At 70.4% G+C, this 14,787-nt stretch carries 17 protein-coding genes; 5 read left to right on the top strand and 12 right to left on the bottom strand.

What is annotated here, in order from left to right; all coding sequences use genetic code 11:
- Positions 1–100: 100 nt before the first annotated feature.
- The 3 genes from K4S16_RS11640 to K4S16_RS11630 all read left to right on the top strand — a co-directional run bounded on the left by K4S16_RS11640 (position 101) and on the right by K4S16_RS11630 (position 3,823).
- On the top strand, positions 101–874 hold the full coding sequence (locus K4S16_RS11640) for a CAP domain-containing protein (RefSeq protein ID WP_160160881.1): 774 nt from the start codon (positions 101–103) through the stop codon (positions 872–874).
- A 120-nt stretch (positions 875–994) separates the two neighbouring features.
- Complete coding sequence (locus tag K4S16_RS11635; RefSeq protein WP_149258935.1) at positions 995–2,188, top strand: hypothetical protein; 1,194 nt, start codon at positions 995–997, stop codon at positions 2,186–2,188.
- 24 nt (positions 2,189–2,212) lie between these two features.
- Positions 2,213–3,823, top strand: coding sequence for a hypothetical protein (locus tag K4S16_RS11630; RefSeq protein ID WP_149258934.1), 1,611 nt, complete (start codon positions 2,213–2,215; stop codon positions 3,821–3,823).
- 163 nt (positions 3,824–3,986) lie between these two features.
- Here K4S16_RS11630 and truA read toward each other — a convergent pair whose 3' ends face one another.
- The 8 genes from truA to infA all read right to left on the bottom strand — a co-directional run bounded on the left by truA (position 3,987) and on the right by infA (position 8,904).
- On the bottom strand, positions 3,987–4,880 hold the full coding sequence (gene truA, locus K4S16_RS11625) for a tRNA pseudouridine(38-40) synthase TruA (RefSeq protein ID WP_149258933.1): 894 nt from the start codon (positions 4,878–4,880) through the stop codon (positions 3,987–3,989).
- A 210-nt stretch (positions 4,881–5,090) separates the two neighbouring features.
- The gene (gene rplQ / locus K4S16_RS11620; RefSeq protein WP_149258932.1) at positions 5,091–5,603 is read right to left on the bottom strand and encodes a 50S ribosomal protein L17; all 513 of its coding nucleotides are present in this window, start codon (positions 5,601–5,603) and stop codon (positions 5,091–5,093) included.
- A gap of 95 nt (positions 5,604–5,698) precedes the next feature.
- Positions 5,699–6,712, bottom strand: a complete 1,014-nt coding sequence (locus K4S16_RS11615; protein WP_131741171.1) for a DNA-directed RNA polymerase subunit alpha — start codon at positions 6,710–6,712, stop codon at positions 5,699–5,701.
- Between the two features lie 115 nt (positions 6,713–6,827).
- A complete protein-coding gene (gene rpsD / locus K4S16_RS11610) occupies positions 6,828–7,454 on the bottom strand; it encodes a 30S ribosomal protein S4 (RefSeq protein ID WP_149258931.1) in 627 nt (208 codons plus the stop codon).
- A gap of 19 nt (positions 7,455–7,473) precedes the next feature.
- Positions 7,474–7,875, bottom strand: a complete 402-nt coding sequence (gene rpsK / locus K4S16_RS11605) for a 30S ribosomal protein S11 (protein ID WP_021596710.1) — start codon at positions 7,873–7,875, stop codon at positions 7,474–7,476.
- A 48-nt stretch (positions 7,876–7,923) separates the two neighbouring features.
- Positions 7,924–8,304 (bottom strand): 30S ribosomal protein S13, encoded by a 381-nt coding sequence (gene rpsM / locus K4S16_RS11600; protein WP_149258930.1) that lies wholly within the window; start codon positions 8,302–8,304, stop codon positions 7,924–7,926.
- Positions 8,305–8,502: 198 nt separating this feature from the next.
- The gene (rpmJ, locus tag K4S16_RS11595; protein ID WP_021596712.1) at positions 8,503–8,616 is read right to left on the bottom strand and encodes a 50S ribosomal protein L36; all 114 of its coding nucleotides are present in this window, start codon (positions 8,614–8,616) and stop codon (positions 8,503–8,505) included.
- A 66-nt stretch (positions 8,617–8,682) separates the two neighbouring features.
- Complete coding sequence (gene infA / locus K4S16_RS11590; protein ID WP_018657567.1) at positions 8,683–8,904, bottom strand: translation initiation factor IF-1; 222 nt, start codon at positions 8,902–8,904, stop codon at positions 8,683–8,685.
- Positions 8,905–9,162: 258 nt separating this feature from the next.
- Here infA and K4S16_RS11585 point away from each other — a divergent pair, with 258 nt between their 5' ends.
- The gene (locus K4S16_RS11585) at positions 9,163–9,774 is read left to right on the top strand and encodes a hypothetical protein (RefSeq protein WP_149258929.1); all 612 of its coding nucleotides are present in this window, start codon (positions 9,163–9,165) and stop codon (positions 9,772–9,774) included.
- A 241-nt stretch (positions 9,775–10,015) separates the two neighbouring features.
- Positions 10,016–10,831, top strand: coding sequence for a phosphodiesterase (locus K4S16_RS11580; protein ID WP_149258928.1), 816 nt, complete (start codon positions 10,016–10,018; stop codon positions 10,829–10,831).
- 52 nt (positions 10,832–10,883) lie between these two features.
- Here the strand turns inward: K4S16_RS11580 and K4S16_RS11575 are convergent, their stop codons facing one another.
- The 4 genes from K4S16_RS11575 to secY all read right to left on the bottom strand — a co-directional run bounded on the left by K4S16_RS11575 (position 10,884) and on the right by secY (position 14,640).
- The gene (locus tag K4S16_RS11575; protein ID WP_149258927.1) at positions 10,884–11,327 is read right to left on the bottom strand and encodes a DUF1707 domain-containing protein; all 444 of its coding nucleotides are present in this window, start codon (positions 11,325–11,327) and stop codon (positions 10,884–10,886) included.
- Positions 11,328–11,546: 219 nt separating this feature from the next.
- The gene (map, locus tag K4S16_RS11570) at positions 11,547–12,371 is read right to left on the bottom strand and encodes a type I methionyl aminopeptidase (protein WP_149258926.1); all 825 of its coding nucleotides are present in this window, start codon (positions 12,369–12,371) and stop codon (positions 11,547–11,549) included.
- Positions 12,372–12,694: 323 nt separating this feature from the next.
- Positions 12,695–13,345 carry an adenylate kinase gene (locus K4S16_RS11565; protein ID WP_149258925.1) on the bottom strand — a complete coding sequence of 217 codons (651 nt, stop codon included), beginning with the start codon at positions 13,343–13,345 and terminating at the stop codon, positions 12,695–12,697.
- Positions 13,345–14,640, bottom strand: a complete 1,296-nt coding sequence (secY, locus tag K4S16_RS11560; RefSeq protein ID WP_149259523.1) for a preprotein translocase subunit SecY — start codon at positions 14,638–14,640, stop codon at positions 13,345–13,347. The genes K4S16_RS11565 and secY overlap by 1 nt, the downstream gene beginning before the upstream one ends.
- Positions 14,641–14,787 lie beyond the last annotated feature (147 nt).

Raw genomic sequence — 14,787 nt, 5'->3', positions numbered from 1 at the left:
TCCGCCCGGGGAGCGGCGGCCGAGTGACGGTGACGCGTTCTGGAACGGCCGTTCGCCGCGCGGAAGGCGTCCCAAGAAAAAGGGCGCGCGGGGAATCGTCGTGGCGGCCACCGCGTCCGCCCTCGCCATCGGCGTCGGCGTCGCGATCGACCGGCTCGTCCTGCCTCAGCTGCGGTCTGAGAACACGTCCGCGTCCGCGCCCGAGCGCAACCCGTCCGTCGAGGTACCGACCGGTCCGCAGAGCGACCCGCTCGCCGCTACCGGCAACGGCTCCGGGTCCGGGACGGGTTCGGGCCGCGGTGGCCGGGCCGGCGCGTCGCCGGCGCCGACCGCCGAGGAGCAGACGCCGCCGCTGAAGGTGATCCACCCGCCGAAGAGCGCGTCGGCCTCGCCGTCCAAGTCCAAGAAGCCCGCCGACTCGGACGCCCCGTCGACCCCGGGCGGCGGCACGAACCCGGGCGGCGGTTCCGGCGGGTCCGGTGGTTCCGGCGGCTCGTCCGGGGCCGAGACGAGCGTGGTGTCGCTCACCAACGCCGAACGCGCCAAGCACGGCTGCAAGGCGCTGCGCATCGACTCGCGGCTCGTCACGGCTGCCCGCAAGCACTCGGCGGACATGGCGGCCAACAACTACTTCGACCACACGTCCCGCAACGGCGACAGCCCGTGGAAGCGGATGGAGGACGCCGGGTACAGCAGCCCCGGGGCGGAGAACATCGCCAAGGGCTACCCGACCGCCTCGGCCGTCGTGAAGGGCTGGATGGACAGCCCCGGCCATCGGGCCAACATCCTGAACTGCGGGCTGCGCGCCATCGGCGTGGGCATGGCCTCCGGACCCGGCGGGCCGCTGTGGACGCAGGACTTCGGCTGGAAGTGACCGCCCCGGCTCGGCAGGGATGTGACCTTCGGCAAATCACCGGCGTCCGGTTCGCCCCCATGTCATGGTGGGTGTCGCGAAGGTCCAGAGCCCTGAACGAGGAACGGTAAGGTCCAACCCATGGGTTATCCGGGCGATCAAGGCAAACCCGGCGACTGGCCCCCTCGGCAGTCGCCGCACGCGCCGTACGGACCCGGAGCCGAAGCGCCGCCGTACGGCCACGACAACGACGAAGCCCCTTTCGCGCCACGCGACAGCGGGCCCGGCACGACGCCGGGCGGCGGTGACGTGTTCGGCGGCTCCTCATCCGGCGGCGACGCGTTCGGCAGTGAAGCTTTCGGCGGGTCCACGTCGGGCAACGACGCGTTCGGCGGCGCCCCCTACGGCGGTGGCGGCTTCGGCGGCGGCGCGTCCGGCGGCGAGGCGCCCGGCGAGCAGACCGCCGCCTGGTCCGACCAGCCGCCCGCGTGGGGCGACGAGCCGGTCGCCGGCGGCGCCTACGGCGAGAACGCGCCGGGCGACGGCGGCTTCGGCTCCTACGAGGGCATGCCGCCCGGGCCGTCCGGCCCGTCCGGGCGCCCCGAGCGCCGCCGCAACCTGCCGCTGATCATCGGCGGCGCGGCGGTCGCCGGCATCCTCCTCATCGGCGGCGGCGTCGGGCTGTCGTCGATGCTGAAGGGCGACGACAAGCCGAAGGCGACGCCGACGCAGGCCGCGTCCAAGCAGCCGCAGCCGACGCCGAGCCCGACGCAGCCCGTCCTGGCCCCGGTGAAGCTGCAGAGCCGCACCACCGACCCCGCGCCGCTGACCCTCAAGGAGGTCTTCGGCAAGGCGACGTTCAAGGCGGGCGGCCGCAAGTACGTGCGGACGGCCGTCAACGGCAAGAAGACCTGCACCGTCGTCGGCGGCACGACCCTGGCGAAGGCCCTCAAGAAGGGGCGCTGCACGCAGGCGCTCCGGGCCACCTACGCGCTCAGCAACGGCTCCCTCATCGGCACGGTCGGCGTCTTCAACCTGCAGACCGAGGCCGCGGCCAAGAAGGCCGTCAAGGCCGCCGCCGCCAAGGACGCGTTCCTGGTGGCGCTCCCCGGCAAGGGAATCACCAAGAACAACGGCAAGGGCGAGGCGCTCGGCACCTCGCAGGCGCGCGGCCACTACGTCATCATGACCTGGGTGCAGCGGCCGGACGGCAAGAAGATCCCCACCAAGTACCATGCCGCCGTCCAGGTCTTCGGCACGCAGATGGTCAAGGGCAGCAACCTGGCGCTGGCCTTGCACTACCGGGAGACCGAAGGCAAACCCCTCCAGAAGTGACCCCCATGAATACCCTCACTGCTTATGTCTGGACCTAGAGACGCACGGGAGCACGGCGAGCAGGGCGGCGAGACCGCCCCCCTCAAGCTCCCCGCCTTCGGACTGGAGGCCCCCTGGTGGGCCGCCGAGTCCGCGGACACCGCACCGCCGGCCGAGCAGGCGCCGGCGGCGCCGCAGCCGCTCTCGGCCCCGGTGGTCGAGGACGAGGCGGACGTCTTCGCTCCCGAGGTCTCCCCCGCCCCCGCCCCCGCCCCCACCGCTCCCGAGGCCGCCTCGGCGCCGCCCGGGACGCTCGTCGCCGGGACGGGGGTACCGCGCGTCGACTCCCGCGGCGCCGTCCCCGCCGAGCCGATCGTCAAGCCGCCGATCTCCCCCGACGACACCGACCCCGAGGGCTTCCAGCCCGTCCCGCCCGCGTTCGGCGCGTCCCAGGGCGAAGCTCCCAAGGACGCCGCCGCTCCCAAGGACGCCGCTCCCAAGGACGAGGCGTCGCAGGAAGACGCCCGGCCGGAGGAGGCCCCACGGGCCGAAGCCGCGGCGGTCGGCACACCAGAGACAGAGGCCGCCGTGGACAACACCACCGTGACCGACAACGCCGTGACCGACAGCGCGGTTGCCGACACTGCGACGGACATCCCCGCGCAGCGGTCGGCGTTCGAAAAGGCCAAGGAGGCGGAGGACGCCGCGTCGCCGGCGCCCGTGCTCGTCCCGGACGCCATCCTGCCGCCGGGCGTCGTCCCGCCCACCGGAAGCGGCCCGTTCCCGCACGCCGAACCCGTCGGGGACGGCGCGGCGGGCGCCGGCCGGCCCCAGGTGAGCGGGCCGGTCTACCACACCGAGGCCGGGACTCCGGCCGACGTCCCGCCCCCCGGGAATCCTCCGCACGGCACGCCCGCCACCGGCCGGAGCGGCAGCACCAAGGGCCGCCCGGTGCTGATCGGCGGCGTCGCGGCGGTCATCCTCGCCGCGGTCGGCGGCCTGTTCCTCATCGGCGGGTCGGGATCGGACGGCAAGGACGACAAGGGCGGCAAGCCCGCCGAGGCCCCGGCGGCGGTGCGGACCACCCCCGCGCCCTCGCCCCCGGCCGCATCGCCGAGCAAGCCGCCCGCCGGCCCCGTCGACATCACCAACGAGAAGACCGACACCGCCGACCTGGCGTTCCACGACGTCTTCCCGAACGAGCAGATCAAGTTCGGCGACCGGACCTACCTCCGGGACCGCTGGTCCCTCAACCGGGACGTCACCTACGCCGCCCGCGGCTCCATGCTCGCCGCCCTCCGCAAGGAGCAGTGCCGCAAGATCGTCCGCGCCACCTACATCGACCCGGAGACCAAGCTCGCCGTCACCTCCGGCATCGCGGTGATGCCGACGAAGGCCGCCGCGATCGCCGTGAGCAAGGCGGGCGACCCGGCCCGGTACGAGTGGTTCCGCGGCATGGCGGGCAAGCGGTCCCCGGACATCGACCAGGCCGGCGGGTACGCGGCGGCGACGGTCCGCGGCCGGTACGTCGCCTACGCCTACGTCCAGTGGGCGAACGGCAAGAAGGCCAAGCCCGGCGACCCGGTGATCAAGAAGGCGGCGCAACTCTTCCTGGACCACGACCTGCGCCCGATCATGGCCCGATCCCGAGGCTGACCCCGGCCGGGCGGCCCTGCCGCCCTGCCTAATCGGCCGCCCTACCCGGTCAGCCGCCTGCCGGTCGCCGTCCAGCCCGGTCGCTGTCCTGCCTGATCGGGGCAGCCCTGCCCGGTCGGTCGCTCTGCCCGACCGGCAGTGCCAGGTCAGCCGCCCTGGTTGGTCAGCCGTCCTGGCGGGGGGCGGCGGCGCCGGTGGTGGCGGGTTGGTCGGCGGACGCGGCGGCGGTCGCGTTCAGCGTTCGGACGCGGCGGGTCTCCTGCGCGCGCCGGGCCAGGCTCTCGTCGCCGGGGTAGCGGATCTCCTCCAGGGACAGGCCGTGCGCGGGCGCCACATTCACGCCGGAGTCGCGGACGCGGGCCGCGAGCACCTGCGCCGGCCAGTCGACCTCGCGCCGCCCGTCCCCGACCATCAGCAGCGCGCCGACGAGCGCCCGGACCATCGAGTGGCAGAACGCGTCGGCCTCCACGGTGGCGAGCGCGAGGTGCGGGTCGCGGTCGTCGCGCGTCCACTCGTAGCGCAGCAGCTCGCGGATCGTCGTCGCGCCCTCCCGCCTGCGGCAGTACGCGGCGAAGTCGTTCTCGCCCACCAGCCTGCGGGCCGCCTCGTTCATCCGGTCGAGGTTCAGCGGGCGGGGATGCCACAGCACGTCGTGGCGGCGCAGCGGCTCCACCCCGAAGGGGTTGTCGCACACCCGGTACACGTAGCGGCGGGACAGCGCCGAGAACCGCGCGTCGAACCCCTCCGGCGCGATCGACACGCGCCACACACGCACGTCCGGGGGCAGCAGCCCGGCGAGACGGCGCGGCATCGTCCCGTTGATCGCCGAGTAGGCGGCGACGGGGACGACGAGGTGGGCGACCTGCCCGCGGGCGTGGACGCCGGCGTCGGTGCGGCCGGCGACGGTGAGCATGGGCGGCGGGTCCAGACGCAGCATCCGCGCCAGCGCGTCCTCGATGACGCCCTGGACGGTCCGCTGGTTCGGCTGCCTCGCCCAGCCCGCGAAGTCCGACCCGTCGTAGGAGATGTCGAGCCGGAGTCGTACAAGTGCGGTCATGTCAGCCGAGTCGTCCTTCTGCAACGTCCGTTCATCCCTCCCGAGGCGCCGCGTTCATCGGGCACTCCCCTGACACGCTCCCCGGTGAATCGTCGCCCCCCTGACATGACCATGCGATCAAGTCTGGCAAAGTTCGGGCCCGCCGTCCCGATGGAAACGGCGGGCCCTCGCGAATGTCGAGCAAACGCTCCCCAAGGTCGGGCGGCGGATTTACTCCTTGTCGCCCTCGTCCTTGGTGTCGGCGGCCTCGTCGGCCGCCTCGTCCTTGGCGGTGGCGGCCGTGGTGTCGTCCGCCTCCGTCTTGGACTCGGTCTCCTCGGCCTTCGGCGCCGCCGCGGGAGCGGCCCCGCCGGTGGACGCCGCCAGCTGCTCCTGCACCAGCTCGATCACGGCCATCGGGGCGTTGTCGCCCTTGCGCGGCCCGATCTTGGTGATGCGGGTGTAGCCGCCGGGACGGTTCTCGAAGCGCGGCGCGATCTCGGTGAAGAGCTCGTGCAGGACGCTCTTGTCGCGGATCGTCCTGGCGACCAGGCGACGGTTGTGCAGGTCGCCCTTCTTCGCCTTGGTGATCAGCTTCTCCGCCAGCGGACGCACCCGCCGGGCCTTGGCCTCGGTGGTGGTGATGCGGCCGTGCTCGAACAGCGCCGTGGCCAGGTTCGCCAGGATCAGGCGCTGGTGCGCGGCACCGCCGCCGAGGCGGGCGCCCTTGGTGGGCTGGGGCATGTCGTTTCCTTCCTGCACCGGCCGTATCAGGTACCGGTGTCAGCTGGTTCCGGGCCGGCCGGGGAGCGTGGCCCCCCGGCCGCCGGAATCGGGTTCTAGTACTGCTCGGTCTCGGCGTAGCTCTGGTCGTCGTCGCCGTAGTTGTCGGCCGCCGCGCTCGGGTCGAACCCGGGCGGGGAGTCCTTCAGCGACAGGCCCATGTCGTTGAGCTTCTGCTTGACCTCTTCGATCGACTTGGCGCCGAAGTTGCGGATGTCGAGCAGGTCCTGCTCGCTGCGGGCGACGAGCTCGCCCACCGAGTGGATGCCCTCGCGCTTCAGGCAGTTGTAGGAGCGGACGGTGAGGTTCAGCTCCTCGATCGGCAGGGCCAGGTCCGCGGCGAGCGCGGCGTCCGTCGGGGACGGGCCCATGTCGATGCCCTCGGCCTCGACGTTGAGCTCCCGGGCCAGCCCGAACAGCTCGACGAGGGTCTTGCCGGCGGAGGCGACCGCGTCGCGCGGCAGCATCGCCTGCTTGGTCTCCACGTCCAGGATGAGGCGGTCGAAGTCGGTGCGCTGCTCGACTCGGGTGGCCTCGACCTTGTAGGTGACCTTGAGCACGGGCGAGTAGATGGAGTCGATCGGGATCCGGCCGATCTCCTGGCCCGGCTGCTTGTTCTGCGCGGCGGAGACGTAGCCGCGGCCGCGCTCGACCGTCAGCTCCATCTCCAGCTTGGCCTTGTTGTTCAGCGTGGCGATGTGGAGGTCGGGGTTGTGGACCTCGACGCCCGCCGGCGGCGCGATGTCGGCCGCGGTCACCTCGCCCGGGCCCTGCTTGCGCAGGTACATGACGACCGGCTCGTCGTGCTCGGAGGAGACGACGAGCTCCTTGAGGTTCAGGATGATGTCGGTGACGTCCTCCTTCACCCCGGGCACGGTGGAGAACTCGTGCAGGACGCCTTCGATCCGGATGCTGGTGACGGCCGCACCGGGAATCGAGGAGAGCAGGGTACGACGCAGCGAGTTGCCGATCGTGTAGCCGAAGCCCGGCTCCAGCGGCTCGATGGTGAACCGCGACCGGTACTCGTCGACCTGCTCTTCGGTGAGAGTCGGACGCTGAGCGATGAGCATGGTGGTGCCTTCTTTCCGCGGTGCCCGCTATTTGACTACCGCGTTCTGGATTCTTCCCCGATCCGCCGGGATCCCACAGGGACTGGCCCCACGGGACCCCGGCGGCGCTGAGCCCCTACTTGGAGTAGAGCTCGACGATCAGCTGCTCCTGGACGGGAGCGTCGATCTGCTGGCGGACGGGCAGCGAGTGCACGAGGATCCGCATCTTCTCGCCGTCGACCCCGAGCCACGCCGGGACCTGGCGCTCGCCGACCTCGGCCTTGGCGACCTGGAACGGCGTCATCTCCATCGACTTCGGCTTGACGTCGATGATGTCGGCCTCGCTGACGAGGGCCGACGGGATGTTGACCTTCTTGCCGTTGACCCGGATGTGGCCGTGCCGGATGAGCTGGCGGGCCATGTCGCGGGACTTGGCGAAGCCGGCCCGGTAGACGACGTTGTCGAGCCGGCGCTCCAGCAGCGTGAGCAGGTTGTCACCCGTCTTGCCCTGCTGGCGGTTCGCCTCGACGTAGTAGTTGTGGAACTGCCGCTCCAGCACGCCGTAGATGCGCCGCGCCTTCTGCTTCTCACGAAGCTGCAGCAGGTACTCGGTCTCCTTGGGCCGACCGCGACCGTGCTCACCCGGCGGGTAGGGACGGATCTCGATCGGGCACTTCGGGCCCTCGCACTTGCTGCCCTTGAGGAACAGCTTCATCTTCTCGCGGCGGCAGAGCTTGCAGTCCGCACCGGTGTAACGAGCCATTGTTCTAGATCTCCCCTGCTCAGACCCGGCGGCGCTTCGGCGGGCGGCAGCCGTTGTGCGGAACGGGCGTGACGTCCTGGATCGAGCCCACCTCCAGGCCGGTCGCCTGCAGCGACCGGATGGCGGTCTCGCGGCCCGAGCCCGGGCCCTTCACGAAGACGTCGACCTTGCGCATGCCGTGCTCCATCGCGCGCCGGGCGGCGGCCTCGGCGGCCTGCTGCGCGGCGAACGGGGTGGACTTGCGCGAGCCCTTGAACCCGACGTGGCCCGAGGAGGCCCAGGAGATCACGTTGCCGTTGGGGTCGGTGATCGAAACGATCGTGTTGTTGAACGTGCTCTTGATGTGGGCGTGCCCGTGAGCGACGTTCTTCTTTTCCTTGCGGCGCACCTTCTTGGCGCCGACACGGCTCTTAGGAGGCATGTGCTCTCTCTACTCTTGAGGTCATCGATCCGGAGGACCGACTCCGGACTACTTCTTGCCGGCCTTCTTCTTGCCGGCCACGGTCTTCTTCTTGCCCTTGCGGGTGCGCGCGTTGGTCTGCGTGCGCTGACCGTGCACCGGAAGCCCGCGGCGGTGCCGGATGCCCTGGTAGCACCCGATCTCGATCTTGCGGCGGATGTCCGCCTGGACCTCGCGGCGAAGATCACCCTCGATCTTGTAGTTCGCCTCGATCCAGTCGCGGAGCTTGACCAGCTCGTCGTCGCCGAGCTGGTGCACCCGCAGGTCGCCGCTGATGCCGGTACCCGAGAGGGTCTCCAGCGCCCGCGTCCGGCCGATGCCGAAGATGTAGGTGAGAGCGACCTCGAGGCGCTTTTCGCGCGGGAGGTCGACGCCGAGGAGGCGTGCCATCGTGGGCAGTTCCCTTCATTCGTCCGGAGGTATGGACACACCGCGTCCGCACACACCCTGCCCGGGTGGCGGCCCCGGCCTCCGGAGGTCCGGGGGTGCTCCTCCACACGACGGTGCCGTACGGCCGGATCCCGGTCTTCCGGGGCCCGGCGCGTACGGCCGTGTGAAGGCTGCGATGCGCTTGCTGGTTGTTGAGCGTCAGCCCTGACGCTGCTTGTGGCGCGGGTCGGAGCAGATGACCATGACCCGGCCGTGCCGGCGGATGACGCGGCACTTGTTGCAGATCTTCTTGACGCTCGGCTTGACCTTCACTGGGTCTCCTAGAGATAAGGGTCACCCCCGCGCCGCCACGCACGGGGAAGGCAACCCCAGTGGGATTTACTTGTAGCGGTAGACGATCCGACCGCGCGTGAGGTCGTAGGGGCTCAGCTCCACAACGACGCGGTCGTCCGGCAGGATCCGGATGTAGTGCATCCGCATCTTGCCGCTGATGTGGGCGAGCACCTTGTGCCCGTTGTCGAGCTCCACCCTGAACATGGCGTTGGGCAGCGACTCGATGACGGTGCCCTCGATCTCGATGGCCCCTTCTTTCTTGGGCATGTCCTCCGCGCTTCGCTGATCGGCTCATTGGACGCGGCCCGGCTCTCCAGGGGAGAATCGGCCGCAACCCGCACCGCGGCGCGGAAGCGCCAAAGGGGAGATGGGCGGCCGTCGACGGACCGACAAGGGAGTCTACGTCAACCGGCCGTCCAATGCGAAATCGACGCATGATACGTGTCCGGAGACTGCTCCCAAGTCAAGCATACATCGCGTCCGCGTTGTACCTTTCCAGGAGAGAGACGTACGAGGAGGGTCAGCATGCCGAGCTACGACTTCGCGCTGATCCTCAGCCGTCCCCTCTACGAGGACGAGCTCGACCCGCTGTTCGACCGCACCCACGGCGCGGTCACGGTCTCCATCATCAGCGAGCCGCACCACGCAGACCGTCCTCCAGCCCCCACCCGCCACCATCCAACCGACGAGCTCCGCTCGGCCGACCGTCTGGGGAACGCCTCCTGCAACTGGACGGGCCCCACCCTCGCCGCCGCGATCATGGAGGTGGTCGGGCACGTCGAGGAGAGCGCGCCCGGCGTTCACGTCCTGCGGGTGGAGGCCGACCCGCTGCTGACCATCCGCGACATCGCCGAGCGGGTCGGTCGCTCCCTCGACTCCGTCCGGCACGCGATCACCGGGGCGCGCGGCGCCACCGGCTTCCCGTCCTCGGAGATGTCCACCGCGGGCCACCGGCTGTGGCGGTGGTCCAAGGTCGCCGCCTGGTACGGGCTCGACGACCCGCAGCTCATCGAGGCCAAGCCGACCGTGCAGGCCATCAACGGCTGGCTGGCCCTCCGCGACGTCGTCCCGGACGTCGCACCCGCTCCCGAAGAGGTCACATCGGCTCTTTCCCTGGTCATCCCGCACGTCGCCTGACGCGGGGGTGTGGGGGGTCGCCCCCCACAGGCAACTCGCTTGACGCGAGGGTGTGAGGGGCGTCTCCCCCGCCAGGAAGCCGCCTGAGGCGTAACGGTTCCTCAGGGGGCACCTGGTCCGCCAGGGAGGCGAGTCGACAGTACGGGCGCCAGGACGCGAAGATCGTCCCGGCGCCCCGCTCGCCCCGGGCCGCCCGGAGCGTGCGGTTCCGTGATGTGCTTGGGCAACGGGGAGGGGATTGATGGCGATCATCGCGCAGCTCAGCGACATTCACCTGGCGGCCGGACGCGACGGCGGGGTGGACGACGACTCCGGGCCGGTCCGCGCGCTGCGGGCCGCCGTGTCGAGCCTGCTGTCGCTGCCCGCGCGGCCCGACGCCGTCGTCCTCACCGGCGACCTCGCCGACGGCGGCCGGCCCGCCGAGTACGCCCGGCTGCACGCGCTGCTGTCGCCGCTGCCGATGGCCGTGTACCCGATGTGCGGCAACCACGACGACCGCGACGAACTGCGGCGGGCCTTCGCCGACCATCCGGCGGTCGCGGCCACCGGGACCGGCCCGCGGGCGCCCCTCCAGTACGCCGTCGACGTGGCCGGGGTGCGGCTCGTGTGCTGCGACACCACCGTCGACGGCCATTCCCACGGGCACATGAGCGAGGAGCGGCTCGCCTGGCTGGACGAGGCACTGAGCGCCGCGCCCGACACGCCGACCGTGGTCGCCACCCACCACCCGCCGTACCCCATCGGGATGCGGTTCATCGACGACCTGCGGTTCGTCGACCCCGCCGGGTTCGCCGCCGTGATCGCGCGCTATCCGCAGGTCGTGCGGGTGATCTCCGGGCACGTCCACCGGGCGTCGGTCGGATCGCTGGCGGGACGGGTCAGCACCACCTGCCCGAGCACCTACCGGCAGCTGTTCCTCGACCTCACCAAACAGGGCCGCGCGGCCGTCACCGGCGAGCCCGCCGGGTTCGCCCTCCACCTCATAGGCGAGGACGGCACCGCCACCACCCATTTCGCCCCGACCGGCAACTACCGCCCCCTGATGGACGTGGAGTGACCCGGCCGCCCACGCACTGAGCGTCGGCGGTGGACTGGGCGAGGGGCGGGGTCTAGCAGCCGCCCTGGCGACCGCCGAAGATCGTCCGCATCAGCAGGACGGCGCCCCAGGGGCCCACCACCCAGATCCACCACGGGTAGACCGCGCCCGTGGTCACCAGGATGATCAGCCAGACGGTGAGGTTGATCGCGCTGACCGCGGCCCAGGCGCCCCACATCGCCCGCATGCGCCGCGTTTCGAGGTCGCCGGAGGGCGGCCGCGCCGGCGACGCGGTGCCCTTGCTCCGCGCCGGGACCGGGAGCTGGTAGAGGTCCTCCTCCGGCAGGTCGGAGGTGACCTCCTGGAGCTGCCCGAGCGTCTTCGCCGCGTAGACCGCGTCCAGCCGCTCCTGCAGTTCGTCCATCGTGATCCGGCCCTCGGCGCAGTGCTCGCGCAGGCTCGCGGCCACCCGGTCGCGGTCGGCGTCCGACGCCCGGATCTCAGGGTTCGGCGCCATCGTTCCTCCGCTCCTCAGGACCTGCCCCGTCGGAGGGGCCTGCCCTCTCCATCCATACCGCGTCCTACGGCCATACTGCGCCTTCCGACCAGACCGCGTCTCTCGATCAGGCCGCGCCTTCCGACCAGACCGCGCCCCTGCTCAAGCCGCGCTCAGACCGTGCCCTTGCTCAGGCCGCGGCTGTCGACCGGACCGCGGCCTCGGGCCCTGTTGGGCCCTTTATCCATTCTGCGGCGCGGATCCGAGCTTCGCGAACCACTCGCGGCCCTCGTCGAGCGCGGTCAGGACGCGGGGACCGTCCGGCGTGACCGCGAACGTGTGCTCGAAGTGCGCCGAGGTGCGGCCGTCGGTCGTCACGACCGTCCAGCCGTCGTCGAGCTCGGCGGTCTCCTTGGTGCCGAGGTTCACCATCGGCTCCACCGCGAAGCACATCCCGGGCTCCAGGACGGGCCCGTGGCCGGGCGCCCCGTGGTTGGGGATGAGCGGGTCCATGTGCATCTCGGTGCCGATGCCGTGCCCGCCGTAGCCCTCGACGATGCCGTAGGCGCCCTGAGAGCGGATATGAGCCTCGATCGCGTGGGAGATGTCCGTCAGGTGGGCCCCCGCGCGTCCGGCCGCGAGACCGCGCCACAGGGACTCCTCGGTGACCTCCAGCAGCCGCCGCTGCTCGTCGGTGATCTCCCCGAGCGGGACCGTGACGGCCGCGTCGCCGTGCCAGCCCTCCACGATCGCGCCGCAGTCGATGGACAGCACGTCGCCCTCGCGAAGGATCTTGTCGGCCCGCGGGATGCCGTGCACGATCTCCTCGTTGACCGACGCGCAGATCGTCCCGGTGAAGCCGTGGTAGCCCTTGAACGAAGGGACGCCGCCGTTGTCGCGAATGTGCTGCTCGGCGAGCGCGTCCAGGTCCAGCGTGCTCATGCCGGGCTTGGCGGCCTCGCGCAGCAGTTCCAGCGTGCGGCCGACGAGCAGCCCCGCCGCGCGCATCAGCTCGATCTGCTCCGAGGTCTTCATCTGGATCGTGAGCCTGCGCCGTTTGAACATCTCTCCCCTTGCACCCGTCCCCGCACCGGGCCGGTCGCCCCGGTATCGGGCCAGTCGCTTCCCCTACCGGGCCGGTCGCTCCGGTATCGGGCCGGTCGTTTCGGTCCCGGGACGGCCGCTCGGTTCCGAAACGGCCGCGCGGACGCGGGATCCCCCGCGTCCGCGCCGGTGTCTGTCCGCCGGGCCCGCCGCACTCGTCGACGGGCCCGTCACTTCTCCTGTGGCCCTGCTTCCCGGTGACCCTGCCGTTCGGGTGGCACCGCCTTCCGGCGGCCCTGCCTTCCGGTGGCACTGCCTTCCGGTGGCCCGACCTGCCGGTGGCTCTACTTCTCCAGCGGACGCAGCGCGGTGAGGGCGCGTTTGGTGACCTCTTCGACCGGGCCCGTGGCGTCGATGCCGACGAGGATGTTCTCGTCGGCGTAGAACTGCACCAGCGGGGCCGTGTCGTGCCGGTACACCTCCAGGCGGTGCATGACGACCTCTTCCTTGTCGTCGTCCCGCTGGAACAGGTGCCCGCCGCAGTCGTCGCAGATGTCGTCCTGCTTGTCGTCGAAGTCGACGTGCCAGATCCGGCCGCACTTGTCGCAGGTGCGCCGGCCCGACAGCCGCCGGACGACCTCGTCCTCGTCGACGACGAGTTCGAGGACGATGTCGAGGCGGGTGTCCCACTCGGCGAGGATCTTCTTCAGCGTCTCGGCCTGCGGGACGTTGCGCGGAAACCCGTCCAGCAGGAAGCCGTCGCGGGCGTCGTCCTCGCCGAGCCGGTCGCGCACCATCGCGATGGTGACCTCGTCGGGGACGAGGTCACCGCGGTCCATGTACTGCTTGGCCTGCCGGCCGAGCGGCGTCCCGCCGCTGACGTTCGCGCGGAAGATGTCACCTGTCGAGATCTTCGGGACGGACAGGTGAGATGCGATGAACTGGGCCTGCGTCCCCTTGCCCGCACCCGGGGGGCCCACCAGGACGATACGCACTACCGGAGGAAGCCCTCGTAGTTGCGCTGCTGGAGCTGACTCTCGATCTGCTTCACGGTATCCAGTCCGACGCCGACGACGATGAGGATGCTCGTGCCGCCGAACGGGAAGTCCGAACTCGCCTTCATGAGTGCGAAGGCGACCATCGGGATGAGGGACACGAGCCCCAGGTAGAGCGCACCGGGTGTGGTGATCCGGGTCAGCACGAAGTCGAGGTACTCGGCGGTCGGCCGACCAGGACGGATACCTGGGATGAATCCACCATACTTCTTCATGTTGTCGGCGACTTCAGTGGGGTTGAAGGTGATCGCGACGTAGAAGTACGTGAAGAAGATGATGAAGACGAAGAAGATCCCCATGTGCCAGGCGTTGTCCTGCTGGAGATACGGCTGGACCTTTTGCAGCCACTTGGTGTTCGGCCACAACTGGGTGGCCAGAACCGGCAGGTAGAGCAGTGACGAGGCGAAGATGATCGGGATGATGCCGGCCTGGTTGACCTTCAGCGGAATGTAGGTCGACGTGCCGCCGTACATGCGGCGGCCCACCATGCGCTTGGCGTACTGGACCGGGATGCGCCGCTGCGCCTGCTCGACGAACACCACGCCGGCCATGATCGCCAGGCCCACCAGGACCACGATCGCGAAGACGAAGCCGCCCTTGCTCTTGTAGATGCTCCAGAACTGGGCGGGGAAGACCGCCACCACCTGGGTGAAGATCAGGATGGACATGCCGTTGCCGACGCCGCGGTCGGTGACCAGCTCGCCCAGCCACATGATGACGGTCGTGCCCGCCACCATGATGATCACCATGGTGATGATCGGGAAGACGCCCGTGTCATACAGGATGTCGCCGCTTCCGGAGATGCCCTGGAACAGCTGACCGGTGCTCGCCATCGCGACGATGCCCGTCGCCTGCAGGATCGCCAATCCGACCGTCAGGTACCGCGTGTACTGGGTGATCTTCGTCGTGCCGGCCTGGCCCTCCTTCTTCAGGGCCTCCAGCCGGGGGATCACCACCGTCAGCAGCTGCAAGATGATGCTGGCCGTGATGTACGGCATGATGCCGAGCGCGAAGACCGAGAGCTTCAGCAGCGCGCCGCCGCTGAACAGGTCGACCAGGCCGTAGAGGGTGTTCTGATCCTTGGCCGCGTTGGCGGTCTCCCTCAGCACCTTCACGTTCACGTTGGGCGTGGGCAGGATCGATCCGATCCGGAACACCACGATCATGAACAACGTGAAAAGGATTTTCTTACGCAGGTCAGGCGTACGGAAAGCCCGAGCGAACGCGGTCAGCACCATTCCTCCTGCGCGACTGGCGGGTTCATGGCCGCCGAGGGGGCGGTTTCAGGTCCATGAGTTCGGGCGGAGAATACCCGGTGTGACGGCAGAGTGCGCAATCTCACGCAGGGCACCTTCGCTCGTGTGACTCTAACAGCAGATGAC

The organism is Actinomadura sp. K4S16, assembly GCF_008327685.1.
Taxonomy (GTDB): Bacteria; Actinomycetota; Actinomycetes; order Streptosporangiales; family Streptosporangiaceae; genus Spirillospora.
This window is presented reverse-complemented; position numbering and strand designations above follow the sequence as displayed.